We start from the raw sequence: 25,218 nt of genomic DNA, 5'->3' as shown, positions 1-25,218 counted from the left end.
TCAGAGTCAGGAATGCATGAAGACGTTATCTCCCGCTATTATCGCCCTGCCGTGGCGTCAGGACGCCGCCGAGTTTTATTTTTCCGCGCTGAACACCTCCCCCTGGGCCATGCTGCTGCACTCCGGTTTTGCCGATCATCCGCATAGTCGTTTCGATATTCTGGTCGCCGACCCGGTTGCTACGCTGGTCACGCACGGCGCGAGCACCACCGTCACGCAGGGCAACGAGCCGTTCGTTTCCGAAGACGATCCGCTGAACCTGCTCCAGCAGGCGCTGGACCGGATGAATTTACGCCCGCAGCCGGACCTGGATTATCCGTTCCAGGGCGGCGCGCTGGGGCTGTTTGGTTACGATCTGGGTCGCCGTTTTGAAACCCTGCCGGCGCGGGCGGCGGCCGATATCGACGTCGCCGATATGGCGGTGGGTCTCTATAACTGGGCGCTGATTGTTGACCACCAGCGCCAGAAACTCTCCCTGCTGTGCCACGGCGATGCCACAGCCCGGCTGACCTGGCTGGAACAACAGCAGGCAGCGTTCTCTGCGCCTTTCGCCCTGAACACGGCCTGGCAGGCCAATATGACGCGCGACGAGTACGGGGTGAAATTCAACCAGGTGCAGGCGTATCTGCAGAGCGGCGACTGCTATCAGGTCAATCTCGCGCAGCGTTTCGAAGCCGGATACCAGGGCGATGAGTGGCAGGCCTTTACCCGACTGAATCAGGTCAACCGCGCGCCCTTCAGCGCCTTTCTGCGCCTGGACGACGCCGCTATCCTGAGCCTGTCGCCGGAGCGCTTTATCCAGCTGGAAGACGGCAATATCCAGACCCGGCCAATCAAAGGCACCCTGCCGCGCCTTGAGGATCCGCAGCAGGATGTCCTGCAGGCGCAAAAACTGGCGGCCTCGGAGAAAGATCGCGCTGAAAACCTGATGATTGTCGATTTGATGCGCAATGACATTGGTCGGGTGGCGGTGCCGGGATCGGTTCGGGTACCGGAGCTGTTTGTCGTCGAGCCGTTCCCGGCGGTGCACCATCTGGTCAGCACCATTACCGCCCGCCTTTCGCCACAGCTTGACGCCTGCGATCTGCTGCGGGCGGCGTTCCCCGGCGGTTCGATCACCGGCGCGCCCAAAGTACGGGCGATGGAGATTATCGATGAACTGGAGCCACACCGACGCAACGCCTGGTGCGGCAGCATTGGCTACCTGAGCCTGTGCGGCAATATGGACACCAGCATCACCATCCGCACCCTGACGGCCCGCGACGGGCGCCTTTACTGTTCCGCAGGCGGAGGGATCGTTGCCGACAGCCTGCCGGATGCGGAATATCAGGAAACCTTTGATAAGGTTAACCGTATTCTGCGACAACTGGAGAATTAAGATGCAAACCCCCGGCCTGACGCTGGATCATTTCCTGTCACGCTTTCAGATGCTGCGTCCTGAACCCAGCCAGCATGTTCTCAATACCCGCCGCGCCGCCGTCCTGGTGCCGGTAGTGCGGCGTCCTGAACCCGGTCTGCTGCTGACCAAACGTGCGTCCCATATGCGCAAGCATGCCGGTCAGGTTGCCTTCCCCGGCGGTGCGGTCGACAGCAGCGACGCCTCGCTGATTGCCGCTGCCCTGCGCGAAGCTCAGGAAGAGGTCGCTATCCCGCCGGAATCGGTGGAGGTGATTGGCATCCTGCCGCCGGTGGATAGCGTCACCGGCTTTCAGGTCACGCCGGTCGTCGGCATTATCCCGGCGGACCTGCACTACCATGCCAGCGAAGATGAGGTCGCGGCTGTCTTTGAAATGCCCCTCGCGGAAGCCCTGCGCCTGAGCCGCTATCACCCGCTGGATATCCATCGTCAGGGTAACGATCATCGGGTCTGGCTCTCCTGGTATGAGCACTATTTTGTCTGGGGAATGACCGCCGGCATTATTCGCGAACTGGCCCTGCAAATTGGTCTGAAACCCTGACTATAATTAATGGCATACAGGGGTCTCCGGTCCCGGTGTTAGCGGCTTCGCACTATTAGTTTAATCGGGGGAAAGCATTAGTATTATTCATGTGAATAGTCCTGTTGCCATACCCGTTCCCTCTTACACTATGCGCAGTTATTACATCGTGACTGGAAACCCAGTCACCCTGTCAGGAGTGTTACCGTGATTAGTCTATTCGACATGTTTAAGGTGGGGATTGGTCCCTCATCCTCCCACACTGTAGGGCCAATGAAGGCCGGAAAGCAGTTCGTCGATGATCTGGTCGAAGAAGGATTACTGGAAAGCGTTACCCGGGTAGCGGTCGATGTGTACGGCTCGCTCTCACTCACGGGTAAAGGCCACCATACCGATATCGCCATTATTATGGGTCTGGCGGGCAATATGCCTGCAACTGTGGATATTGACGCCATACCTGCATTTATCCGTGACGTAGAAACCCGTGGCCGTCTGCTGCTGGCGCAGGGTCGTCAGGAAGTCGATTTCCCGCAGGATAACGGCATGCGTTTCCACAGCGACAACATGCCGCTGCACGAAAACGCCATGCAGATCCACGCCTGGAGCGGTGAAAAACTCGTTCACAGCAAAACCTACTACTCTATTGGCGGCGGCTTTATCGTCGACGAAGAGCACTTTGGCAAGGCTGACAGCTCGGACATTAAGGTGCCTTATCCCTTTAACTCCGCCAGCCAGATGCTGGAGTATTGCCAGCAGACCGGCCTGTCTCTCTCCGGGATGGTGATGCAGAACGAACTGGCGCTGCACAGCAAAAGTGAAATCGAAGCTTACTTCGGCGACGTCTGGCAGACCATGCAGGCCTGTATCGATCGCGGGATGAACACCGAAGGCGTGCTGCCGGGACCGCTGCGCGTGCCGCGTCGTGCCTCTGCCCTGCGCCGGATGTTGGTCAGCAGCGATAAGCTCTCCAGCGACCCGATGAACGTGATTGACTGGGTTAATATGTTCGCGCTGGCGGTGAATGAAGAGAACGCCGCCGGTGGCCGCGTGGTGACCGCCCCGACCAACGGTGCCTGCGGGATCGTTCCTGCCGTGCTGGCCTATTACGATCACTTTATCGAACCCGTCACGCCGGACATTTACATTCGCTACTTCCTGGCGGCGGGCGCAATTGGCGCACTCTATAAGATGAACGCCTCTATTTCAGGCGCAGAAGTTGGCTGTCAGGGCGAAGTGGGCGTGGCCTGTTCCATGGCGGCAGCCGGGCTTGCCGAACTGCTGGGCGCCAGCCCGCAGCAGGTGTGCGTGGCGGCAGAAATCGGTATGGAGCATAACCTGGGTCTGACCTGCGACCCGGTTGCCGGTCAGGTACAGGTACCCTGCATCGAGCGTAACGCTATCGCGTCGGTGAAGGCGATTAACGCCTCACGTATGGCGATGCGCCGCACCAGCGAGCCGCGTGTATCGCTCGATAAGGTTATCGAAACGATGTACGAAACCGGTAAAGATATGAATGCCAAATATCGCGAAACCTCCCGTGGTGGTCTGGCGATTAAGGTGCAGTGCGACTAATACCCACCCTCGCCCGTTCAGTTCCGGACGGGCGAACATTCTGCATGATTTATTTTACAGCGTGATTTAAATAAGGTTATTGCAGGAAGGTTAAAGATAAGGCATCACGGCCGGGCGGCCGTGATGCCTTTTTTACGCTTACTCTTCTTCGTCTTCGTGTTCCGGACGCTCTTTGACGACGCGAACCAGATCGATACGATAGTCGTTGGCTTCAACGATGGTAATGGTCAGCGGTGCCAGCTGAACCACATCGCCTTCGCGTGGGATCTGCCCGTTAACCGAAATCACCAGACCCGCCACGGTGGCGATATCTTCGTCTTCATCCACCAGGTTATCCATCGCCAGATGACGCTGCAGCGCGTGCAGGTCGGTGCCACCTTTAACCAGCCAGCCGTCGCCGTCGGCGATAATTTCCGGGGTTTCATCCGCATCCGGGAATTCACCGGCAATCGCTTCCAGCACGTCCAGCGGCGTGACCAGACCCTGAACGACACCAAACTCGTTGGTGACGATCACGAAGCTACCGCGTGCGCGACGCAGGACGCCAAGCAGGTTGATCGGGTCCAGCGTTTCCGGAACCACGATAGCCGGCGTTGCTGCAGCGATAGACGCCACGTCTTCACCGCTCTCCAGCGCCACCAGCATCTCTTTGGCGCGGACAATACCGATAACCTCGTCCAGCTCGCCCCGGCAAACCGGGAACAGGCTGTGCGGAGAGGACAGCAGCTGCTGACGGATCTCTTCCACGCTCAGGTTGGCATCCACCCAGCTGATATCACCACGCGGGGTCATAATGCTGCGCAGTGAACGCGAGGCCAGGGTCAGAACGCCGTTGATCATATAACGTTCTTCTTCGGCAAACGCGCCGTCCAGCACGGGAACCGGTGCCGTCGGGCTGTCCGATTCGCTGGTCTGGGTCGCCTGCTTATTGCGGCCGCCCATCAGACGCAGAATGGCATCGGCGGTACGGGCACGCAGCGGCTGCGAGGACTGATGACGCAGGAAGTTACGGCGCGCGATCTGGTTAAACAGCTCGATGATAATCGAGAAACCAATCGCGGCGTACAGATAGCCTTTCGGAATGTGGAAGCCGAAGCCTTCCGCCACCAGGCTCAGACCAATCATCAACAGGAAGCTCAGACAGAGTACCACCACCGTCGGATGCTGGTTCACAAAGCGCGTCAACGGCTTAGAAGCGAACAGCATCACGGCCATGGCAATCACCACCGCAGCCATCATGACCGGCAGATGGTTCACCATCCCCACGGCGGTAATTACCGCGTCGAGGGAGAAGACGGCGTCAAGGATAACAATCTGTACCACCACCACCCAGAAGCTGGCATAGCCTTTGGAATTGCCGGTGTCGTGCTCTTTGTTCTCTAGCCGTTCGTGTAGCTCCGTGGTCGCCTTAAACAGCAGGAACAAACCACCGAACAGCATAATGAGGTCACGCCCTGAGAACGCAAAGTCCGCAACGGTAAAGAGCGGCTTTGTCAGGGTGACCATCCAGGAGATAACCGACAGCAGGCCCAGACGCATAATCAGCGCCAGTGAGAGGCCGATGATACGTGCTTTATCACGCTGTTTCGGCGGCAGCTTGTCGGCCAGGATGGCGATAAAGACCAGGTTGTCGATACCAAGAACGATCTCAAGTACCACCAGCGTTAATAAGCCGGCCCAAATTGAGGGATCCATTAAGAGTTCCATGACGTGCTCCTGCTGACGGAATAACTAAACGGCGCCCTGTACATCTCAGGCGTAATGATTATCGCTGGGGGAAAAATAGTGTGCTGCACAGCGGCTGTGTGCATTCGGGTGAACTGACGTCGGTGACGGTCCATACGGTGGGCAACTGCCCTCTACTCCTGTTAGTTAAACGGCAGCTAAACATATCAGACAAAATATGGCCATGGCAAAGATTTACCTGTCTTTGCATTTGACCACATTTTTTGCGAGGCGAAATTTCGCTTAGGCTCTGCGCTAAATTACGGATCTTCATCACATTAATTATTTTTTCACTGTCTAAAATAATTCATCGAAGTAATGGGTTTCAGATTTTTATTGAATCGTTTTTTCACAGTAGAGACACATTGCAACTATATAAAGGTTGTACTCACGATAATTAAAGGAGGTAGCAAGTGACGATTGCTATTGTAATAGGCACACATGGCTGGGCAGCAGAACAACTGCTGAAGACCGCTGAAATGCTGCTGGGCGAGCAAGAAAACGTCGCCTGGATCGATTTCGTTCCCGGTGAAAATGCCGAGACGCTGATCGAAAAGTATAACGCGAAGTTAGCCGGGCTCGACACGCAGCAGGGCGTGCTATTTCTCGTTGATACATGGGGCGGCAGCCCGTTTAACGCTGCCAGTCGCATTGTCGTCGATAAAGAGCATTACGAAGTCGTGGCCGGCGTCAATATTCCGATGCTGGTTGAAACCCTGATGGGCCGTGACGACAACCCCACCTTTGACGAACTGGTGGCGGTGGCGGTGGAAACCGGTCGCGAAGGCGTGAAAGCGCTGAAGGCGAAACCGGTGGAAGCCGTAAAAGCCGCACCCGCGCCTGCCGCACCGAAAGCCGCCGCGCCGGCTAAACCTATGGGTCCCAATGACTATATGGTGATTGGCCTTGCGCGCATCGACGATCGCCTGATCCACGGTCAGGTCGCCACCCGCTGGACGAAAGAGACCAACGTTACGCGCATTATTGTTGTCAGCGACGAAGTGGCTGCCGATAACGTGCGCAAAACATTGCTTACCCAGGTGGCTCCGCCGGGCGTCACCGCGCATGTGGTGGACGTCGCCAAAATGGTCCGCGTCTGGAACAACCCGAAGTATGCCGGTGAGCGCATCATGCTGCTGTTCACTAACCCGACCGACGTGGAACGTCTCGTTGAGGAGGGAGTAAACATCACCACCGTGAATATCGGCGGCATGGCTTATCGACAGGGGAAAACTCAGGTCAATAACGCGGTTTCGGTTGATGAGAAAGATATCGAAGCCTTTAAAAAGCTGAACGAGCGCGGCATTGAACTCGAAGTCCGCAAAGTCTCGAACGATCCGAAACTGAAAATGATGGACCTGATCGCAAAAATCGCCAAGTAAGGCGACGGACCGATACCCCTCGTTTTCATCGTTAAGTCTTACGTCAAAGGAGAAGTACAATGGAGATTACCACTCTTCAGATTGTGCTGGTGTTCATCGTCGCCTGTATCGCCGGTATGGAGTCGATACTCGATGAATTTCAGTTTCACCGTCCGCTGGTGGCCTGTACGCTGGTCGGGATCGTGCTCGGCGATATGACAACCGGTATCGTCATCGGCGGTACCCTGGAAATGATCGCTCTCGGCTGGATGAACATCGGTGCAGCGGTTGCACCCGATGCGGCGCTGGCCTCGATTATCTCCACCATCCTGGTTATCGGCGGTCATCAGAGCATCGGTGCCGGTATTGCGCTGGCGATCCCGCTAGCAGCAGCGGGCCAGGTACTGACCATCATCGTGCGTACTATCACCGTCGGCTTCCAGCACGCGGCGGATAAAGCCGCCGAAAGTGGAAATCTGACGGCCATTTCGTGGATCCACGTCTCTTCCCTGTTCCTGCAGGCCATGCGTATCGCCATCCCGGCGGTTATCGTTGCCATCTCTGTCGGCACCAGCGAAGTTCAGAACATGCTCAACGCCATTCCTGAAGTGGTGACCAGCGGTCTGAATATTGCCGGCGGCATGATTGTGGTGGTGGGCTACGCGATGGTTATCAATATGATGCGCGCAGGCTACCTGATGCCGTTCTTCTATCTCGGTTTCGTGACGGCGGCCTTTACCAACTTTAACCTGGTGGCGCTGGGCGTTATCGGTACGGTAATGGCGATTCTCTACATTCAGCTGAGCCCGAAATATAACCGTTCTGCAGCCCCCGCCCAGGCGGCCGGTGCTAACGATCTTGATAACGAACTGGACTAGCAGGTGAGCACAATGGTTGATATGACAAAAACATCCGCCGAGAAAAAACTGACTCCCGGCGATATCCGTGCCGTGTTCCTCCGTTCAAACCTGTTCCAGGGGTCATGGAACTTCGAACGTATGCAGGCGCTGGGCTTCTGCTTCTCGATGGTGCCGGCGATCCGTCGTCTGTACCCGGAGAACAACGACGCACGTCGCCAGGCCATTAAACGCCATCTGGAATTCTTCAACACCCACCCGTACGTGGCGGCACCGGTCCTCGGTGTTACCCTGGCGATGGAAGAGCAGCGCGCCAACGGTGCAGAAATTGACGATGGCGCAATCAACGGGATTAAAGTCGGCCTGATGGGCCCGCTGGCAGGCGTTGGCGACCCGATTTACTGGGGCACGGTACGTCCGGTCTTTGCGGCGCTGGGTGCCGGTATTGCAATGAGCGGCAGTATTCTCGGTCCGCTGCTGTTCTTTATCCTGTTTAACCTGGTGCGTCTGGCCACCCGCTACTATGGCGTGGCTTACGGCTACCGCAAAGGTATCGACATCGTTCAGGATATGGGCGGCGGCTTCCTGCAGAAACTGACGGAAGGAGCGTCCATTCTCGGCCTCTTTGTGATGGGGGCACTGGTCAACAAGTGGACGCACGTTAACATCCCGCTTGTCGTTTCACGTATTACCGACCAGACCGGGAAAGAGAACGTCACCACGGTACAGACCATCCTCGATCAGCTGATGCCTGGCCTGGTTCCCCTTCTGCTCACCTTCGCCTGTATGTGGCTGCTGCGTAAGAAGGTTAACCCGCTGTGGATTATCGTTGGCTTCTTCGTCATCGGTATCGTAGGGTACGCTATCGGCCTGCTGGGCCTGTAAGTAAAGTCAAAACGCTTAACCGGGGGCCTGCCCCCGGTTTTTTTTCGGAGGAATAATGACGATAACGGATATCGTGCTGCTCATCTGCGTTGCGGCACTGCTGGCCTGGGCCATTTATGACCAGGCCATCATGCCTACCCGCAAGGGGAAAACCCTGCTGGCTATCCCTTTACTGCGTCGGGGACGCGTGGACGGCTTCATCTTCGCCGGACTGGTCGCCATTCTGATTTATAACAATATTACTCAGCACGGCGCATTATTAACCACATGGTTATTATGTGCGCTGGCCTTAATGGCAATTTACCTGTTCTGGGTACGGGTACCGAAAATCATCTTTAAAAAAGAGGGCTTTTTCTTCGCCAGCGCCTGGATAGAATATAACCGTATAAAAGAGATGAATTTATCTGAGGATGGCGTACTGGTGATGCAATTAGAATTAAGAAGGCTGCTCATTCGCGTACGCAATATCGACGATCTTGAAAAGATATATAAATTTATGGTTAAAAATCAGTAACATGAAGATATAGCCAGCGCTATGTTTTTTAGCATAGTGAATAAGGAAAGTGATATAGCACTGGCTATATCAGTACAAATATACACCCACCTTCATTAACGTTTTATTTACTATTAAATTGTAGTGATAATCGTTATCATTTGGTTAATAAAATAACGCTCGCGTGTTATTGTTTTATATTCTCAAAATATGTTAAGGTTGCGCCCGTCGTTGGGGAGTAGCCGATTTCCGAATAACCGGAAATGTACGTGTCAACATACTCGTTGAAAAACGTGGTGCGTACGGATTGAGTGTTCAGTCAGGCGAGACCATTGGCACATCAGCTACTTTTTACTGGGGGTGGCGGTGTGTTATATGGAATTCCCGGTCAGGACGCACGTATGAATCTTTCCGCTACTCTTCTTCTCGCCTTCGGCATGTCTATGGACGCCTTCGCGGTGTCAATCAGCAAGGGCGCTGCGCTCCACAAACCTAAATTCTCTGAAGCTCTGCGAACCGGCCTTATCTTTGGCGCTATTGAAGCCTTAACCCCGCTGATCGGCTGGGGGCTCGGCATGCTCGCCAGCCAGTTTGTTCTGGAGTGGAATCACTGGATCGCCTTTGTACTGCTGGTGTTCCTCGGCGGTCGTATGATTATTGAAGGCTTCCGCGGCGGAGATGACGAAGAGAGTACGCCGCAGCATCGCCACGGCTTCTGGCTGCTGGTCACTACCGCTATTGCCACCAGCCTCGACGCAATGGCCGTTGGCGTCGGTCTGGCTTTCCTGCAGGTGAATATCATTACCACGGCGCTGTTGATCGGCTGCGCAACGCTGATTATGACCACGCTGGGTATGATGATCGGACGCTTTATTGGCCCGCTGCTTGGCAAACGGGCTGAAATACTCGGGGGCGTGGTGCTGGTTGCTATCGGCGCGCAGATCCTCTGGGCACACTTCGCCGGTTAATCTTCCCGCTGCCAGATGTGCAGCGAAAAATCCGTCTGACAAAGGAACTGCGGCAGCGCTCTGAGCTGCTGCCAGACTTCGGTACTTGCCCGCCAGGCAAACGGCGTCATCTGCAGCAGCGCCGCGGCTTCCGCGCCGGTTAATGTCATCGGATAGGCCAGTGATTCGCTTTCGACCAGCGTAAAGCCCGGCAGCTGTTCTGAATGCGGCGCGTGCAGCCGGATCTCATCGTAGATCAACCCTTTCAGCTCCATCAGATGGCGCGGGCCTGGCGTGGCGGTAATCACCCACCCGCCCGCTCTGACGACGCGCGTCAACTCCTCAGGATTACAGGGCGCATAAATACGCACAACCGCATCGAGACTGTTATCGTCGAAGGGTAAACGCTGGCTTGACGCCACGCAGAACTGGACTGCCGGGTAACGTTTCGCGGCGATGCGAATCGCGGTTTTGGATACGTCCAGGCCAAAGGTTTCTTGCGCCGTTTCGGCAAAGGAGTGGGTGTAATACCCTTCCCCACAGCCGATATCCAGCAGCACGGCGGGCGAAACGGTGGCAAGGCGTGAACGAATACGGTCGCGCAGCGGCTGATAGTGGCCCGCGTCCAGAAACGCCCTGCGCGCCTGGATCATTTCGCCATTGTCGCCCGGATCGCGAGAGCGTTTGTGCTGTACCGGCAGCAGGTTGACATAGCCCTCTTTCGCCCGGTCAAACTGGTGCCCGTTGGGGCAGCTAAGATGAGTATGATTGTGCTGCAAGGCAGCGTGACATAACGGGCAACGCCAGGACATGACCACTCCGGTAACGGCTTGAAAGGGCGAGAGTGTAACCCTATTCACGCCTGCGGGGAACCGCATAAGCCTTTTGCCCGACAAGCGCCATAAAAAAACCCCGCCTGAGCGGGGTTTTTCAGCTGAACTGTGCAACGCCGATGGCGCTACAGAACTCAGTGAGTTTACATTCAGATTGCAGTTACGTTAACTGCAGCCGGGCCTTTCTGGCCGTCCTGAATTTCAAACTCAACGTTCTGGCCTTCAGCTAAAGTTTTGAAGCCGTTACCCTGGATAGCAGAGAAGTGTACGAACACGTCTTTGCTGCCATCAGCCGGAGTAATGAAACCAAAACCTTTGGATTCGTTGAACCACTTAACTTGACCTTTAATCTTTGCCATTTGCAAAATTCCTTAGAGAGTTTACTTCGCCCGGAGGCTCTACTTACAGATAAAACTGAGACATTACTGCATGAGGCACTAAATAAGACTCGGCAGAGAAGCGGTATTCAACGAAAACGTGTTTACTCAGGACTTCTTTACTGAAAATGCCGCACATAAACAGAACTGTACCTCGTTTAACCCAAACCGTGTTATCACATACAACGGAAATAATGGCAAGCCATTTTTAAACGTCAGTCGATCCGATGCACAAATTTTATCATTAATTGACGAGTCGCTGCACATTTATGCGTAAGCTTATGCATTTCTTGTCTATCAGTGCTAAGCCTTTTGCTTCGCAAGCCACCCTGCTTTTCGTCGATTTTTCGTCCTGACTCAGTCACTTTACAACGATGCCCTCGACCAGAAACGCACGCAGGATATAGTCTATATCATCAAAGTAAGCACTGCATAAACATGCACTTCAATTGACTAAAAAACACGCCTTGCGCTGTAGACAAAACGGCAGAAAAGTCAATATTCCGACCGTAATAACGTCCGGGAAATAACCGATTGCCCTGCACTAAAATAATGAAAATTTAATGACAGTGCCTCATTTGAATGCAATAAAATCGTTTCGCTAAAATTAAAACAACCGATAAATTGCGTATAAGAAGATTAGATAACAATCAGCGCGGCAGGCGCACGGGAAATGTCCATTCTAATAGCAGAAATCTGCGTTGACAGAAAAACAGAATAGTCCTGCAAAATAAGGGGCATATGGCGCACCAGAACGGTGCAGCAGCGTCTTCTGCGGAAATCGCTGCGCCACAAGGACGCGGCGATGTAAAACACCTGACACGATTATCGTTCGGCAACGATACGAATAAAATCGTCTTCTTCCTGCGCCGGTTCAGCGGCAGGCTGCGATGCAGTCTGTACCGGTTCATCACCCTGCTCAGGTTCGTTGGCTTCACAGAGCCGACGCAGCAGCACGGTCTGTTTTTTCTGCTGGATTAGCATCGACTCCAGCAGCGCAATCTGCTCCCCGGTGCGCGAACTTGCACGGTTGACAAAGAACCACAGCACCAGCCCCACTAACAGCAGGACCAGAGAAACCACCAGTGAAGCCAGACTCAAAGCTCCGGAACTCATTAACTCACTCATTTCACCACCTCAATCAAACCACGCTATTCTACCACCCGTGGTCAGGAAGGAAATGACTGACGAAAAAAATGCTCACCAGGGAATGAATTTGTTGATGGTGCATACGCCGCTGAAGAATTGCACGTCTTCATCACACAGGCCATTGAGCACCTGCACCCAGAGCAGCAGGCTGCCCAGAATGATGGCTGCCAGTATCGCCCACTTCGCTTTTTTCACCCCACTCTCCGCGTCAAAACATAAAGTCACCAGGTTAGCACAGGTTTTATAAACAAAAGCTAACCGTACCCTCTGTTACTATTTTAGGAATAATTAACTTGTTCCATCGCCACACCATAGTAGGCTAATCCCCAGGAATGACGTGCACAGGAGAGACATATGCGTCTGTTAATAAGAACAATTGCGGTACTCGCCCTGGTCTGGATCGGCATCTTGCTCAGCGGCTATGGCGTGCTGGTTGGCAGCAGCCAGAACGCAGCCGGTCTGGGTCTGCAGTGTAAATATCTGACCGCCCGCGGGATCAGCACCGCGCAATATGTCCACTCTGAGAGCGGGATTATCGGCATGAGTAACTGCCCGGTACTGCGTAAAAGCGAAACGACGATCGACAACGGCTAAACCACTCATCCTTGTCAAAAACAAAAACGCCGCGTTCAACGCGGCGTTTTTGCACAGATTTCACGATCTTCAGAACGGGTAGTCGTTATAACCCATCTGCGCGGAAATCTTGCGTGCGGCAACGTGCAGCATTTCAACGTACTCGTGCAGGCGTTCCTCAGAGAAACGCAGCGTCGGGAAGGAGATACTCAGCCCGGCGATAACCACACCAAAACGGTCAAAGACCGGTACGCCGATGCAGCGTAAGCCTTCTTCCTGCTCTTCGTTATCTTCCCCGTAGCCCTGAGCACGCACCGTATCGAGCATGATCAGCAGATCTTCGGTGGTAGTAATCGTCCGATCGGTGCTGCGTTTGTACTCCACGCCCTCAAGGATTTGCAGGACTTCATCGCGATCGCGCCATGCCAGCAGTACTTTACCAATCGCGGTGCTGTACAGCGGGTTACGACGGCCGATACGCGAGTACATACGCAGGTTGTACATGGAATCGATTTTATGGATGTAAACAATGCTGTCTTCATCCAGCGCACCCAGGTGGACCGTTTCTTTGGTCAGGTGCGACAATTCACGCATTTCGATATCCGCACTGCGGATCAGATCAACATTCTGCAATGCACGAGCGCCAAGCTCAAACAGCTTCAGCGTTAACGAATATTTTTCAGATTCCCCTTCCTGGGCAACGTATCCCAAAGACTTCATGGTCTGTAAAAAGCGATATACGGTGCTTTTTGACATCATGACGCGCTGCGACAGCTCGGTAATCCCTATCTCACGCTCTTCACCAAGCGCCTGTAAGATGCCAAAAACCTTCAATACTGAAGAGACAGAGTCTGGCTGCTTATCCAAATCTGCGACTGCCATTAATCACCTCATCGCAACTGTTTTATAAAAATTAGAACCGGTTTTTATTATAAATTCGCCCGACCTCTGCCGCAATCAATCTTCCGCGACTTAGTTATAATTCTGCGACATAAACACGAATTATCAATGCTAAAATCATTATCTGAAGAATAATTACGCCAGGCTCACACTTTTTCTATGGATAATCACGTTCTCGACGGGTTGCCGGTGCCCCGTCGTTACGGTGCAATCGTCGCCATCATTTTTGGGATCGCCATGGCCGTACTAGACGGCACGATCACAAACGTTGCCCTCCCCACTATTGCCCGCGATCTCTACGCCTCGCCCGCCGCGTCCATCTGGGTGATCAACGCCTATCAGATAGCGATTGTGGTCGCCCTTCTGCCGCTGTCGTTTCTGGGCGATATGGTTGGCTACCGCCGCGTTTATCAGTGCGGGCTGGCTCTCTTTACCCTCACCTCGCTGCTCTGCGCCTTCTCCACGTCGCTGGAGATGTTAACTTTTGCCAGGGTGCTGCAGGGGTTCGGCGGCGCGGCTCTGATGAGCGTCAATACGGCGCTGATCCGGCTTATCTATCCCCAGCGGCAGCTGGGACGCGGAATGGGGATCAACTCCTTTATCGTTGCCGTCTCGGCCGCGTCCGGGCCAACCCTTGCGGCGGCGATACTCTCCGTTGCCTCCTGGCAGTGGCTCTTCCTGGTCAATATCCCCGTCGGCATCGCCGCCCTGGTACTGGCCCTGCGCTTTTTGCCGGCCAACGGCGCACGCAGTCTGGCAACGCATTTCGATCTCCCCGGTGCGGTGATGAACGCCCTGACCTTTGGCCTGTTGATTGCCGCCCTCAGCGGTTTTGCCCAGGGGCAACCCGTGGCGCTAACGCTGGGTGAAGTCATCGTGATGCTGATTGTCGGTACGATTTTTATTCGTCGGCAGCTGCGCCTGCCGGTTCCGCTGCTGCCGGTTGATCTGCTGCGCATTCCCCTGTTCTCACTCTCTATTGGCACCTCAATCCTCTCTTTCTGCGCCCAGATGCTGGCGCTGGTCTCTCTGCCTTTCTTCCTCCAGGGGGTTTTGGGTCGCAGCGAAGTCGAAACCGGCCTGCTGCTGACGCCCTGGCCGCTGGCGACCATGGTGATGGCGCCGCTGGCCGGGTATCTGATTGAGCGGGTGCACGCCGGGGTGCTTGGGGCGCTGGGACTGGCGGTAATGGCCTGCGGACTGTTTGCGCTGGCGATGCTGCCTGCCGAACCTGCAGACATCGATATTGTCTGGCGTATGGCGCTGTGCGGGGCCGGGTTCGGTCTGTTTCAGTCCCCCAACAACCATACGATTATCGCCTCCGCGCCGCGAAACCGCAGCGGCGGTGCCAGCGGGATGCTCGGTACTGCCAGGCTTCTGGGGCAGAGCATCGGCGCGGCGCTGGTCGCGCTAATGTTTAACCTTTTCGCCACTCAGGGCACCCATATCTCACTGTGGCTCGCCGGAGGTCTGGCGACGCTGGCGGCCCTGGTCAGCGGGTTGCGTATCCGCCAGCCCCGGGCACAGGCGTAAAAAAAGCGCGTCACCAGGACGCGCTTTTTTACTTCAGAAACGTTACGACTATTTCAGGTATTCACCGCTGCGCAGCGCTTCAATACGCTTATCCAGCGGCGGGTGCGTCATAAACATTTCGCTCAGCGATTTTGACTTACCGTTGATGCAGAAGGCCATCATGCTGCTGGCTTCCTGCGGCTCATAGCTGGTTTTCAGACGCTGCAGCGCGGCAATCATCTTCTCACGCCCCACCAGCTTCGCCGATCCGGCGTCCGCATGGAACTCGCGATAGCGGGAGAACCACATGGTAATAATGCTGGCCAGAATACCAAATACCAGCTCCAGCACCATCGCCACGGCGAAGTAGATCATCGGGTTGCCGTTGTTGCTCTCGCCTTCATCGCGGTTGCCGCCGAGGAAGCCCGCGGCAATCTGGGCAAGAATACGCGAGATAAAGATAACAAAGGTGTTCACGACGCCCTGGATCAGGGTCATGGTGACCATGTCTCCGTTAGCGATATGGCTTATCTCGTGCGCAATGACCGCTTCAGCCTCATCGCGGCTCATATTCTGCAGCAGGCCAGTACTGACCGCCACCAGCGACGCATCGCGACGGGCACCCGTGGCAAAGGCGTTAATATCCGGGGCGTGATAGATAGCTACCTCCGGCGTCGCAATCCCGACCTTGCGGGACTGATTCGCAACGGTGTCCAGCAGCCAGCGCTCGCTTTCGTTGCGCGGCTGCGTAATCACTTCGCCGCCAACCGATTTCAACGCCATCCATTTTGACATCAGCAGTGAAACGATCGAACCACCAAAACCAAACAGCAGCGCCATGATCAGCAGGCCCGTCATGCTGCTTGACTGAATTCCGGTCAGGCTCAGCACCAGTCCGAATACCACCATAACCGCCAGGTTGGTCATCAGGAAGAGCGCGATTCGCATCATAATATTCTTTTAACCTCGATTTAACAAAACGCACTATGCGCTATCCCATATCGTATGGGTATGCGCGGCATTTTCAAGCATCACGGTCCGGTAAGTCACGAGAAAAACACAACTTTACATTTTGTAGCATCATGCTTACGTGGGTTCACAGAGGAAAAAAAACGGGCACAATTTCTTGTGCCCGTGGGGTCTTATTTGGCGGGTGCCGGGTTTTCCGCCGGCTTCGATTTATCAAGCTGCGACAGATCGAGTGCGATATGGACCGTCTCATCGAGATACGGATCCGGCTCCTGATAATCCTTCGGCAGATCGTCGAGTTTTTTCAGCGGCGCTTTGCCTTCACGCTTATAGCGATCGTTAATGCGCGCCAGACGAATCGCATCATCCTCTACGTTCTCTTTTTCACGCTGGGCGTAATTAAGAGAAACGATGTTTTTCTTCGCCTTCAGGGCGTTGAAACGGGCGATGTCTTTCACGATGTACTGGAACTCAGGATCTTTCGCGATACGCGCTTCATGCTGAGCCAGCAGCTGCGGGCCGAACGGTTTCAGATCGCCGGATTTCACCCAGCTTGCCGCGTTGATGCTATCCCACGGCAGGGCGTTATCTTCAAACTGCTCGCCGGTTTCGGTCTCTTCCGTACCGGTTGGCATCAGGATATCCGGCGTGACGCCTTTACGCTGAGTACTGCCGCCGTTGATGCGGTAGAACTTCTGGATCGTGTACTGAACGGATCCCAGCGCCGGCCATTCCGGGCGCAGCATCTGATCGTAGATACGGTTCAGAGAGCGGTACTGCTGCACGGTGCCTTTACCGAAGGTCGGTTCCCCGACGATCAGCGCCCGGCCGTAGTCCTGCATCGCGGCAGCAAAGATTTCCGAGGCGGATGCGCTAAAGCGGTCAACCATTACCACCAGCGGGCCTTTATAGTAGACCACGCCGTCGGTATCGCTGTCTTCGCGCACTTTACCGTTGTTATCGCGCACCTGCACCACCGGGCCGGACGGGATAAACAGGCCGGAAAGCGATACCGCTTCGGTCAGCGCCCCGCCGCCGTTGCTGCGCAGGTCGATAATAATGCTGCTGACGTTCTGTTTTTCCAGTTTCTGCAGCTGGGCTTTGACGTCATCGGTCAGGCCAACATAGAAGCCCGGAATATCCAGCACCCCAACTTTTTCCTTACCGACGGTCTTCACCGACATTTTAACCGCGCGATCTTCCAGACGGATGCGCTCGCGGGTCAGGGTAACGATACGGGTTTTGGTGCCCTTACCTGCCGGAAGAACCTCAAGGCGAACCTTGCTGGCTTTCGGCCCTTTAATCAGGGCAACCACGTCATCCAGACGCCAGCCGATCACGTCAACCATATTCTGGCCGGTCTGACCGACGCCGACGATGCGATCGCCAACGCTTATCGCCTTGCTTTTCGCCGCCGGACCGCCCGCAACCATCGAGTTGATCACCGTGTAGTCATCATCCATCTGCAGCACGGCACCGATACCTTCCAGAGACAGGCTCATTTCAGTATTAAACTGCTCGGTGTTACGCGGTGAGAGATAGTTGGTGTGCGGATCGATTTCACGCGCAAAGGCGGTCATCGCCAGCGAGAACACATCTTCACTGTTGGTCTGCGCCAGTCGGCGAATGGCAAACTTATAGCGGCGGGTCAGGGTCTCGCGAATTTCTTTATCGCTTTTCCCGGTCAGCTTGAGGCTGAGCTGGTCATATTTGACCTTGGCATCCCAGAGCGCATTAAGTTCGGCTTCGTTTTTCGGCCAGGGTGATTTGCTGCGATCCAGATTGAAGGTATCGGTGCCGCTGAAATCCATCGGACGTTCCAGCACCTTGAGCGCATATTCATAACGCTCAAAACGACGTTTCTGCGCCTGGTTGTACAGGTCGTAGAAAACCTCCAGCTTTCCGCTGCGCAGTTCATCGCCAATCTGGCCCTGCTTTTTCGCAAACTGCTCAACGTCACTGGCCAGCAGAACGTTATGGCTGTAATCAAGCAGATTGAGATAGCGCTGAAAAATTTTCGCGGAGAAGGATTCGTCGAGATCGAACTGACGGTAGTGAGAACGCGTAAACCGGGAGGTTACGCGCTCACTGACCGTGGCGTGCTCAGCTTCTTCCTTCATCAGAGGGATCTGCTCAACACGCGTAATATCTTCCACGGCAACGGCATGGCCTGTCACTAGCAACAGGCCCGCCAGCGCGGTGACTTTAAAAATTGTGTTCATGCCAGGCCTGGTCTCCGTATCAGAACAACAGGTGTTCCGCGCGTACAATCATCGACATACCAGAAGTTAGCTGTACACGCACGCCATCTTTGGTGATTTCCAGCACGGTGGCGTCCATTGCATTGTTGCCTGCTTTCACTTTCAGATTTTGACCCACATTCAGGGCGGACAAATCTGAAACTGGAGTATGACGCTCTTCCTGCACCACACGCGGCGCTTTTGCCGCAGGCTTATCGGTACGCGGTTTGCGATCGGCACCTTCGGCGCGGCGCGGAGCCGGACGAGGTTTGCGTTCGCGACGCGGCGCGTCAGTTTTGCCTTCAGCAGCGGCGGCTTCACGCTTTTTAGCCTGCTGTTCAGCACGCTGGGCCTGCACCCGCGCTTTCGCTTCTTCAAGCTGCTGACGTGCATGCTCAACGTGCTGCGCATCGAGTTCACCACAAGGGTTACCATCGAGGTCGACGCGGATTGCACCGAGCTTAACGCCATGCAGATAACGCCAGCTGGACGTGTAGAGACGTAATGCGGAGCGAAGTTGAGTTTTACTGAGATTCATCTCTCCCTCAACGCGCGTGACCAGATCCTGGAAGATACCAATCTTCAGGGGGCGGGCTTCGCCTTCAGCGCTAAAGCACTGGGGGAAACGCTCGGCCAGAAACGCGATAACTTCTTTACTGCTATTCAACTTAGGTTGATTTTCCATGAAATTTCCTGATTACAACGGACGTAGCCAACAAGCCGCAGGCATGAACAGGCGCCATTATAATGACGCCATCGCTAAATGCTACGTTATCCGTTGATTATCCTGCGACGGACGCAAAGAATTTTTGATAATCCGTAGAGACAAGCAGCTGTTCCAGGCCTGCGACAAGGGTCCGCAGCCCCTGCTCATCCTCAGCGGTGAAGCGAGAAAAGAGCGTGCTGTCGATATCCAGTACACCAATAATCTGATTTTTCACCACCAGCGGCAGTACGATTTCAGAATTACTGGCGGCATCACAGGCGATATGCCCGGCAAAAGCATGCACATCTTCGACACGCTGCACCGCATTCTGCGCCACTGCCGTACCGCAAACGCCGCGTCCAACTGGAATTCGCACGCAGGCGATTTTGCCCTGGAACGGCCCCAGCACCAGCGTATCGTCTTCCAGCAGATAAAATCCTGCCCAGTTCACCCCATCCAGACGCTCAAACAGCAGCGCGCTGGTATTGGCCAGCATCGCCAGGAAACTGGTTTCGCCTGCCATCAACGCCTGAAAATCACGGTTTAAGTCCGCGTAAAATTCTGTTTTGTTCATTATGCAATCACTATGTTGTCTTACTTCGGGCCGTATACGGCTTGTCTTCAGCATTATAAAATAAGCATTAAATGCGTTCAGGCTCAAGATGAATCCATTCATGAGTTAATATAGATCCATTCAATCATTTACTAGCGCGATAAATGGCCCTTAAAACCCCCCGGCTTACGCCGGACAAAAAAATCGCCGTTCATGCAATTGGCGATCCGCTGCCGCGGGAACATTACCAACGTTGCCCCCAGTGCGATACGCTTTTTATGCTGCCAAAGATGAAATCGCACCAGAGCGCCTGGTGTCCCTGCTGCAATGCAAAGATCCGCGATGGCCGCGACTGGTCCCTGACCCGTCTGGGCGCGATGGCCTGCACCATGCTGCTGCTGATGCCCTTCGCCTGGAGCGAACCGCTGCTGCGTCTTTATCTGCTCGGGGTGCGTATCGATGCCAACCTGCTGCAGGGGATCTGGCAGATGACCAGCCAGGGCGATCCTCTTACCGCCGCCATGGTGCTGTTCTGTACCGTCGCCGCGCCGCTGGTCCTGGTGCTGGCCATCGCGTATCTGTGGCTCGGCAATATCCTCGGTATGAATCTGCGCCCGGTTTTGCTGATGCTGGACAAGCTCAAAGAGTGGGTGATGCTGGATATTTATCTGGTCGGTATTGCCGTCGCGTCCATCAAAGTGCAGGACTACGCCTTCCTTCAGCCGGGCGTTGGGCTGTTCGCCTTTATCTGCCTGACCATCCTCAGCGTGCTGACGCTAATTCATCTGAACGTCGAGCAGCTCTGGGAGCGGTTTTACCCTCAGCGCCCTGCCCGTCGTGCCCATGAGAATCTGCGCGTCTGTCTGGGCTGCCACTTTACCGGCCTGCCGGATCCCCGTGGTCGCTGTCCGCGCTGTCATATCCCGCTGCGCGAGCGCCGTCGCCATAGCCTGCAAAAAAGCTGGGCCGCGCTGCTGGCATCGATGGTCCTGCTGTTCCCGGCGAACCTGATGCCGATTTCGATTATCTACGTCAACGGGGCGCGCCAGGAGGACACCATTATGTCCGGTATCCTGTCGCTGGCGGATAGCAACGTCGCGGTGGCCGCCGTGGTGTTTTTCGCCAGTATCCTGGTGCCATTTACCAAAGTCATCGTCCTGTTTACACTGCTTATCAGTATCCATTTCAAATGCGAGCAGGGATTGCGTGCGCGCATCGTGCTGCTGCGCGCCGTAACCTGGATTGGCCGCTGGTCGATGCTGGATTTATTCGTTATCGCACTGACGATGTCGCTGATTAACCGCGATCAGCTGCTGACGTTTACGATGGGCCCCGCAGCCTTTTATTTCGGCTCTGCGGTAATATTGACTATTCTTGCTGTCGAATGGCTGGACAGCCGGTTACTTTGGGATGCACATGAGTCAGGAAACGCCCGCTACGCCGACTGAGGCGCGAGTTACCACCAAACGACGTATTTCGCCTTTCTGGCTGCTGCCGGTTATCGCGCTAATGATTGCCGGATGGCTTATCTGGAACAGCTACGAAGATCGCGGGACGACGATCACCATCGATTTTATGTCGGCTGACGGAATTGTTGCCGGCCGCACACCCGTGCGCTACCAGGGTGTGGAAGTCGGTACCGTGCAGGAAATTCGCCTCGGCGAAAACCTCAACAAAATCGAAGTGGTCGCCAGCATCAAGGCGGACATGAAAGATTCCCTGCGCGGCCAGACCCAGTTCTGGCTGGTCACGCCCAAAGCTTCGCTTGCCGGGGTTTCCGGGCTGGATGCGCTGGTCGGCGGTAACTATATCGGCATGATGCCGGGAAAAGGCGAGCCGGAGGATCACTTCACGGCCCTGGATACCCAGCCTAAATATCGCCTGAATAACGGTGAGCTGATGATCCATCTGCGCGCGCCCGATCTTGGTTCGCTGAGCAGCGGGTCGCTGGTCTATTTCAGAAAAATCCCGGTCGGCCGCGTCTATGACTACACCATTAATGCCAATAAAGAAGGTGTGACCATCGATGTCCTGATCGAACGCCGCTTTACCAATCTGGTGAAGAAAGGCAGCCGTTTCTGGAACGTTTCCGGCGTGAAGGCCGATGTTAGCCTGGCCGGAGCGAAGGTCGAACTGGAAAGCCTCGCGGCGCTGGTCAACGGCGCCATCGCCTTTGATTCTCCCGACGAGTCAAAGCCCGCCGCACAGGATGATGAGTTTGGCCTGTATGAGGATCTGGCCCACAGCCAGCGCGGCGTGCTGATTAAGCTGGATCTGCCCGACGGCAACGGTCTGCGAGCCGGTGCCACGCCGCTGATGTATCAGGGGCTGGAAGTGGGCGAACTGACGAAGCTCAATCTGGCCACTGAAGGTGCCGTGACGGGTGAAATGACCGTCGATCCGAGCGTGGTCAATTTGCTGCGCGACAATACCCGCATCGAACTGCGCAGCCCGAAACTGTCGCTTAACAGCCCCGGTATCAGCAGTCTGCTGACCGGCAGCACCTTTGAACTGGTGCCGGGCGATGGCGAGCCGCGGGATCGTTTTACCGTGCTGCCCGCGACCAAAACGCTGCTGCAGGAACCCAACGTGATGACCCTCAGCCTGAACGCGCCCGAGAGCTACGGCATTGATGCCGGTCAGCCGCTGGTGCTGCACGGCGTCCAGGTCGGCCAGGTACTGGAACGCACGCTCTCCAGCAAAGGCGTCAGCTTCTCGGTGGCTATCGAGCCGCAGTATCGCGAGCTGGTACACGGCGACAGCAAATTTGTGGTCAACAGCCGGATAGATGTCAAAGTCGGCCTCGACGGCGTGGAGTTTCTTGGCGCCAGTGCGGGCGAATGGCTGAGCGGCGGTATCCGCATCCTTCCGGGTGCTAAAGGCGAGATTAAATCGCAGTATCCGCTGTATGCCAATCTTGATAAGGCCCTGGAAAATAGCCTGGGCGATCTCCCCACCACGACGCTAACCCTGACGGCGGACGTTCTGCCCGATGTGCAGGCCGGTTCCGTCGTGCTCTACCGTAAGTTTGAGGTCGGGGACGTGATTACCGTTCGCCCTCGCGCCAACGCCTTTGATATTGAACTGCATATCAAACCGGAATACCGCTCTCTGCTGACCAGCAATAGCGTGTTCTGGGCCGAAGGCGGTGCCCGAGTGCAGCTTAATGGCAGCGGGCTGACCGTGCAGGCTTCGCCGCTGTCGCGTGCCCTGCGCGGTGCCATCAGCTTCGATAATCTGAGCGGTGCCGGAGCCAGCGCACGTCAGGGCGACAAGCGGATTCTTTATCCGTCAGAAACGGCGGCCCGCGCCGTGGGCGGTCAGATTACCCTGCATGCCTTTGACGCCGGGAAGCTGTCGCCAGGGATGCCGATTCGCTATCTGGGGATTGATATCGGCCAGATCCAGACTCTGAAACTGATTACCGAGCGTAACGAAGTGCAGGCTACGGCGGTGCTTTATCCTGAGTATATGGAGACCTTCGCCCGCATCGGTTCCCGCTTCTCGGTGATCACCCCGCAGATTTCTGCAGGTGGCGTTGAGCATCTTGATACGATCCTCCAGCCCTATATCAACGTCGAGCCGGGCCGGGGTAAGGCACGTCGCGACTTTACGCTGCAGGAGACGACCATTACCGACTCCCGCTATCTGGACGGGCTGAGTATCGTGGTCGAAGCGCCGGACTCCGGCTCGCTGAATATCGGCACTCCGGTACTGTTCCGCGGTATCGAAGTCGGCACGGTCACGGGCCTGACGCTGGGCACTCTTTCCGACCGCGTGATGATTGCGATGCGGATCAGTAAGGATTATCAGCACCTGGTCCGTAATAACTCCGTGTTCTGGCTTGCCTCCGGCTACAGCCTGGACTTCGGGCTGATCGGCGGCGTGGTGAAAACCGGCACCTTTAACCAATTTATTCGCGGTGGTATTGCCTTTGCCACGCCGCCGGGCACTCCGCTGGCACCGAAGGCGCAGCCGGGTAAACACTTCCTGCTGCTGGAAGCGGAGCCCAAAGAGTGGCGCGAATGGGGAACCGCGCTGCCGCGTTAAGATCAACAAGCTCCGGCGTGCCTGCGCCGGAGCCTTTGTGATACACTGCGCACCCGTTTTTTCCCCTGTGGTGCGCCCGTGGCTCAAAATTCAGCTTATCTTCCCGACGACTTTCTGGCTCTGATGCAGGCGGCAATGCCTGCCCATCTGTCGCTCGATGATTTTATCGCAGCCTGCCAGCGCCCGCTGCGGCGCAGCATTCGCGTCAATACCCTGAAGATTACCGTGGCCGACTTTTTGTCGCTGGTTGCACCTTATGGCTGGCAGCTCAGTGCGATCCCCTGGTGCGAAGAGGGATTCTGGATCAGCCGGGAAGATGAAGAAACTCTCCCGCTGGGCAGCACCGCCGAACATCTGAGCGGCCTTTTTTATATTCAGGAAGCCAGCTCCATGCTGCCGGTGACGGCGCTGTTTGCCGACGGTAACTCACCGCAGCGGGTGATGGACGTGGCGGCCGCGCCGGGTTCTAAAACCACGCAGATCGCCGCCCGCATGGGCAACCAGGGCGCGATCCTCGCCAATGAATTTTCCGCCAGCCGGGTCAAAGTGCTGCATGCCAATATCAGCCGCTGCGGCATTAGCAACGTGGCCCTGACCCATTTCGATGGCCGGGTTTTCGGCGCCGCGCTGCCGGAAGCTTTCGACGCGATCCTGCTCGATGCCCCCTGCTCTGGCGAAGGCGTGGTGCGTAAAGATCCGGATGCGTTAAAAAACTGGTCCGCCGAAAGCAATAGTGAAATTGCCAAAACCCAGCGGGAGCTTATCGACAGCGCTTTCCATGCCCTGCGGCCCGGTGGCACTCTGGTCTACTCCACCTGCACGCTGAACCGTGAGGAGAACGAAGAGGTGGTGGAATGGCTGCTGGCGCGCTATCCCGGGGCGGTTGAACGTCAGCCGCTGAATGCGCTTTTCCCGACCGCCGGCGAAGCGCTGACGGCAGAGGGCGATCTGCACGTTTTCCCGCAAATTTATGACTGTGAAGGTTTTTTTGTCGCCCGCCTGCGTAAGACCCAGGCTATTGCGCCGCTGCCGGCACCGGGCTATAAGATGGGTAAATTCCCCTTCAGCCCGCTGAAAACCCGCGAAGCCGCCGATCTCACCGCGACCGCCCGCAAAGCCGGACTGGCCTGGGATGCCAGTCTCTCCCTGTGGCAGCGCGATAAAGAGATCTGGCTGTTCCCGACCGAAATAGAACCCCTGTTGGGCAAGGTTCGCTTCTCACGTATTGGCCTGAAGCTTGCCGAGACGCATAACAAAGGTTTCCGCTGGCAGCATGAGGCCGTTATCGCCCTGGCCGCTGACGACGCACACCGCTGTGAGCTAACGCCGCAGGAGGCCGAAGAGTGGTATCGCGGCCGGGATGTCTGGCCTGAAACGCTTCCGGCCAGCGATGAAATGATCGTCACTTTCCAGGGGATCCCACTGGGTTTGGCAAAAAAAGTGGGCTCGCGTCTGAAAAACAGTTATCCCCGCGAGCTGGTGCGTGACGGGCGTCTGTTCGCCGCCGGAGCATAACGGCGCGAAAAAATAGCACGTTTTGACTGGCACTTTTCTCTCCGTGGTCCAGGCTGAAAGATGG

Annotated in this window: 24 protein-coding genes, 1 pseudogene and 1 riboswitch; of the genes and pseudogenes, 13 read left to right on the top strand and 12 right to left on the bottom strand. The window is 55.8% G+C overall.

Going from position 1 to position 25,218, the window contains the following annotated elements:
* Positions 1-16 precede the first annotated feature (16 nt).
* The 3 genes from pabB to sdaA all read left to right on the top strand — a co-directional run bounded on the left by pabB (position 17) and on the right by sdaA (position 3,509).
* Positions 17-1,378, top strand: a complete 1,362-nt coding sequence (pabB, locus tag EDF81_RS01815) for an aminodeoxychorismate synthase component 1 (RefSeq protein WP_123345699.1) — start codon at positions 17-19, stop codon at positions 1,376-1,378.
* Between the two features lies 1 nt (position 1,379).
* Positions 1,380-1,958 (top strand): CoA pyrophosphatase, encoded by a 579-nt coding sequence (locus EDF81_RS01810; protein WP_123345697.1) that lies wholly within the window; start codon positions 1,380-1,382, stop codon positions 1,956-1,958.
* Positions 1,959-2,144: 186 nt separating this feature from the next.
* Positions 2,145-3,509: an L-serine ammonia-lyase gene (gene sdaA, locus EDF81_RS01805; protein ID WP_123345695.1), complete on the top strand. Its 1,365-nt coding sequence runs from the start codon at positions 2,145-2,147 to the stop codon at positions 3,507-3,509.
* 138 nt (positions 3,510-3,647) lie between these two features.
* Here the strand turns inward: sdaA and yoaE are convergent, their stop codons facing one another.
* Together yoaE and EDF81_RS24335 are read right to left on the bottom strand one after the other, a co-directional pair.
* The gene (yoaE, locus tag EDF81_RS01800) at positions 3,648-5,216 is read right to left on the bottom strand and encodes a CNNM family cation transport protein YoaE (RefSeq protein ID WP_123345693.1); all 1,569 of its coding nucleotides are present in this window, start codon (positions 5,214-5,216) and stop codon (positions 3,648-3,650) included.
* The gene (locus EDF81_RS24335; RefSeq protein WP_404851465.1) at positions 5,204-5,320 is read right to left on the bottom strand and encodes a hypothetical protein; all 117 of its coding nucleotides are present in this window, start codon (positions 5,318-5,320) and stop codon (positions 5,204-5,206) included. Before EDF81_RS24335 ends, yoaE begins: the two co-directional genes overlap by 13 nt.
* A 327-nt stretch (positions 5,321-5,647) precedes the next feature.
* Here EDF81_RS24335 and manX point away from each other — a divergent pair, with 327 nt between their 5' ends.
* The 5 genes from manX to mntP all read left to right on the top strand — a co-directional run bounded on the left by manX (position 5,648) and on the right by mntP (position 9,798).
* Complete coding sequence (manX, locus tag EDF81_RS01795) at positions 5,648-6,616, top strand: PTS mannose transporter subunit IIAB (protein ID WP_123345691.1); 969 nt, start codon at positions 5,648-5,650, stop codon at positions 6,614-6,616.
* Positions 6,617-6,675: 59 nt separating this feature from the next.
* Entirely contained in the window at positions 6,676-7,473 is a 798-nt protein-coding gene (manY, locus tag EDF81_RS01790) for a PTS mannose transporter subunit IIC (RefSeq protein ID WP_123345690.1), read from the top strand.
* A gap of 12 nt (positions 7,474-7,485) precedes the next feature.
* Entirely contained in the window at positions 7,486-8,337 is an 852-nt protein-coding gene (locus EDF81_RS01785) for a PTS mannose transporter subunit IID (protein WP_123345689.1), read from the top strand.
* Between the two features lie 55 nt (positions 8,338-8,392).
* On the top strand, positions 8,393-8,851 hold the full coding sequence (locus EDF81_RS01780; protein ID WP_123345688.1) for a DUF986 family protein: 459 nt from the start codon (positions 8,393-8,395) through the stop codon (positions 8,849-8,851).
* A 200-nt stretch (positions 8,852-9,051) separates the two neighbouring features.
* Positions 9,052-9,239: riboswitch (yybP-ykoY riboswitch) on the top strand.
* Positions 9,232-9,798: a manganese efflux pump MntP gene (gene mntP / locus EDF81_RS01775; RefSeq protein WP_123345686.1), complete on the top strand. Its 567-nt coding sequence runs from the start codon at positions 9,232-9,234 to the stop codon at positions 9,796-9,798. (Overlaps the previous riboswitch by 8 nt.)
* Here mntP and rlmA read toward each other — a convergent pair.
* The 5 genes and pseudogenes from rlmA to EDF81_RS01750 form a co-directional block, all read right to left on the bottom strand.
* The gene (rlmA, locus tag EDF81_RS01770) at positions 9,795-10,589 is read right to left on the bottom strand and encodes a 23S rRNA (guanine(745)-N(1))-methyltransferase (protein ID WP_123345684.1); all 795 of its coding nucleotides are present in this window, start codon (positions 10,587-10,589) and stop codon (positions 9,795-9,797) included. The genes mntP and rlmA overlap by 4 nt on opposite strands.
* A gap of 170 nt (positions 10,590-10,759) precedes the next feature.
* Positions 10,760-10,969: a transcription antiterminator/RNA stability regulator CspE gene (gene cspE / locus EDF81_RS01765; protein WP_001062678.1), complete on the bottom strand. Its 210-nt coding sequence runs from the start codon at positions 10,967-10,969 to the stop codon at positions 10,760-10,762.
* Between the two features lie 44 nt (positions 10,970-11,013).
* Positions 11,014-11,126 (bottom strand): annotated as a pseudogene (locus EDF81_RS01760) (DUF2627 domain-containing protein); the annotation flags it as partial.
* A 686-nt stretch (positions 11,127-11,812) separates the two neighbouring features.
* Positions 11,813-12,115 (bottom strand): YebO family protein, encoded by a 303-nt coding sequence (locus EDF81_RS01755; protein WP_123345680.1) that lies wholly within the window; start codon positions 12,113-12,115, stop codon positions 11,813-11,815.
* A 72-nt stretch (positions 12,116-12,187) separates the two neighbouring features.
* Complete coding sequence (locus EDF81_RS01750; protein ID WP_123345679.1) at positions 12,188-12,331, bottom strand: PhoP/PhoQ regulator MgrB; 144 nt, start codon at positions 12,329-12,331, stop codon at positions 12,188-12,190.
* A 159-nt stretch (positions 12,332-12,490) separates the two neighbouring features.
* Between EDF81_RS01750 and EDF81_RS01745 the strand changes: the two genes are divergently transcribed.
* Positions 12,491-12,730: a YobH family protein gene (locus tag EDF81_RS01745; protein ID WP_123345677.1), complete on the top strand. Its 240-nt coding sequence runs from the start codon at positions 12,491-12,493 to the stop codon at positions 12,728-12,730.
* A gap of 69 nt (positions 12,731-12,799) precedes the next feature.
* On the opposite strand, the gene kdgR is transcribed toward EDF81_RS01745, so the two are convergent.
* Positions 12,800-13,591: a DNA-binding transcriptional regulator KdgR gene (kdgR, locus tag EDF81_RS01740; RefSeq protein ID WP_123345675.1), complete on the bottom strand. Its 792-nt coding sequence runs from the start codon at positions 13,589-13,591 to the stop codon at positions 12,800-12,802.
* Positions 13,592-13,768: 177 nt separating this feature from the next.
* On the opposite strand from kdgR, the gene EDF81_RS01735 reads away from it, so the two are divergent.
* Entirely contained in the window at positions 13,769-15,142 is a 1,374-nt protein-coding gene (locus EDF81_RS01735) for an MFS transporter (RefSeq protein ID WP_123345673.1), read from the top strand.
* A gap of 48 nt (positions 15,143-15,190) precedes the next feature.
* On the opposite strand, the gene htpX is transcribed toward EDF81_RS01735, so the two are convergent.
* The 4 genes from htpX to EDF81_RS01715 form a co-directional block, all read right to left on the bottom strand.
* Positions 15,191-16,072, bottom strand: coding sequence for a protease HtpX (htpX, locus tag EDF81_RS01730; RefSeq protein ID WP_123345672.1), 882 nt, complete (start codon positions 16,070-16,072; stop codon positions 15,191-15,193).
* Positions 16,073-16,263: 191 nt separating this feature from the next.
* The gene (gene prc, locus EDF81_RS01725) at positions 16,264-18,312 is read right to left on the bottom strand and encodes a carboxy terminal-processing peptidase (protein ID WP_123345670.1); all 2,049 of its coding nucleotides are present in this window, start codon (positions 18,310-18,312) and stop codon (positions 16,264-16,266) included.
* A 19-nt stretch (positions 18,313-18,331) separates the two neighbouring features.
* On the bottom strand, positions 18,332-19,015 hold the full coding sequence (gene proQ / locus EDF81_RS01720; RefSeq protein WP_123345668.1) for an RNA chaperone ProQ: 684 nt from the start codon (positions 19,013-19,015) through the stop codon (positions 18,332-18,334).
* A gap of 97 nt (positions 19,016-19,112) precedes the next feature.
* Entirely contained in the window at positions 19,113-19,610 is a 498-nt protein-coding gene (locus EDF81_RS01715; RefSeq protein WP_184999445.1) for a GAF domain-containing protein, read from the bottom strand.
* A gap of 143 nt (positions 19,611-19,753) precedes the next feature.
* Here EDF81_RS01715 and yebS point away from each other — a divergent pair, with 143 nt between their 5' ends.
* The 3 genes from yebS (at position 19,754) to rsmF (ending at position 25,154) form a co-directional block, all read left to right on the top strand.
* Entirely contained in the window at positions 19,754-21,037 is a 1,284-nt protein-coding gene (gene yebS / locus EDF81_RS01710; protein WP_123345664.1) for a membrane integrity lipid transport subunit YebS, read from the top strand.
* Positions 21,006-23,639: a PqiB family protein gene (locus EDF81_RS01705; RefSeq protein WP_123345663.1), complete on the top strand. Its 2,634-nt coding sequence runs from the start codon at positions 21,006-21,008 to the stop codon at positions 23,637-23,639. The genes yebS and EDF81_RS01705 overlap by 32 nt, the downstream gene beginning before the upstream one ends.
* 78 nt (positions 23,640-23,717) lie before the next feature.
* Positions 23,718-25,154: a 16S rRNA (cytosine(1407)-C(5))-methyltransferase RsmF gene (gene rsmF, locus EDF81_RS01700; protein WP_184999444.1), complete on the top strand. Its 1,437-nt coding sequence runs from the start codon at positions 23,718-23,720 to the stop codon at positions 25,152-25,154.
* Positions 25,155-25,218 lie beyond the last annotated feature (64 nt).

Origin of the sequence: Enterobacter sp. BIGb0383 (genome assembly GCF_003751845.1) — a bacterium.
In the GTDB taxonomy this organism is placed as follows: domain Bacteria; phylum Pseudomonadota; class Gammaproteobacteria; order Enterobacterales; family Enterobacteriaceae; genus BIGb0383.
Note: the sequence above shows the minus strand (reverse complement) of the source record. Positions and strands in the feature narration are given on the sequence as shown.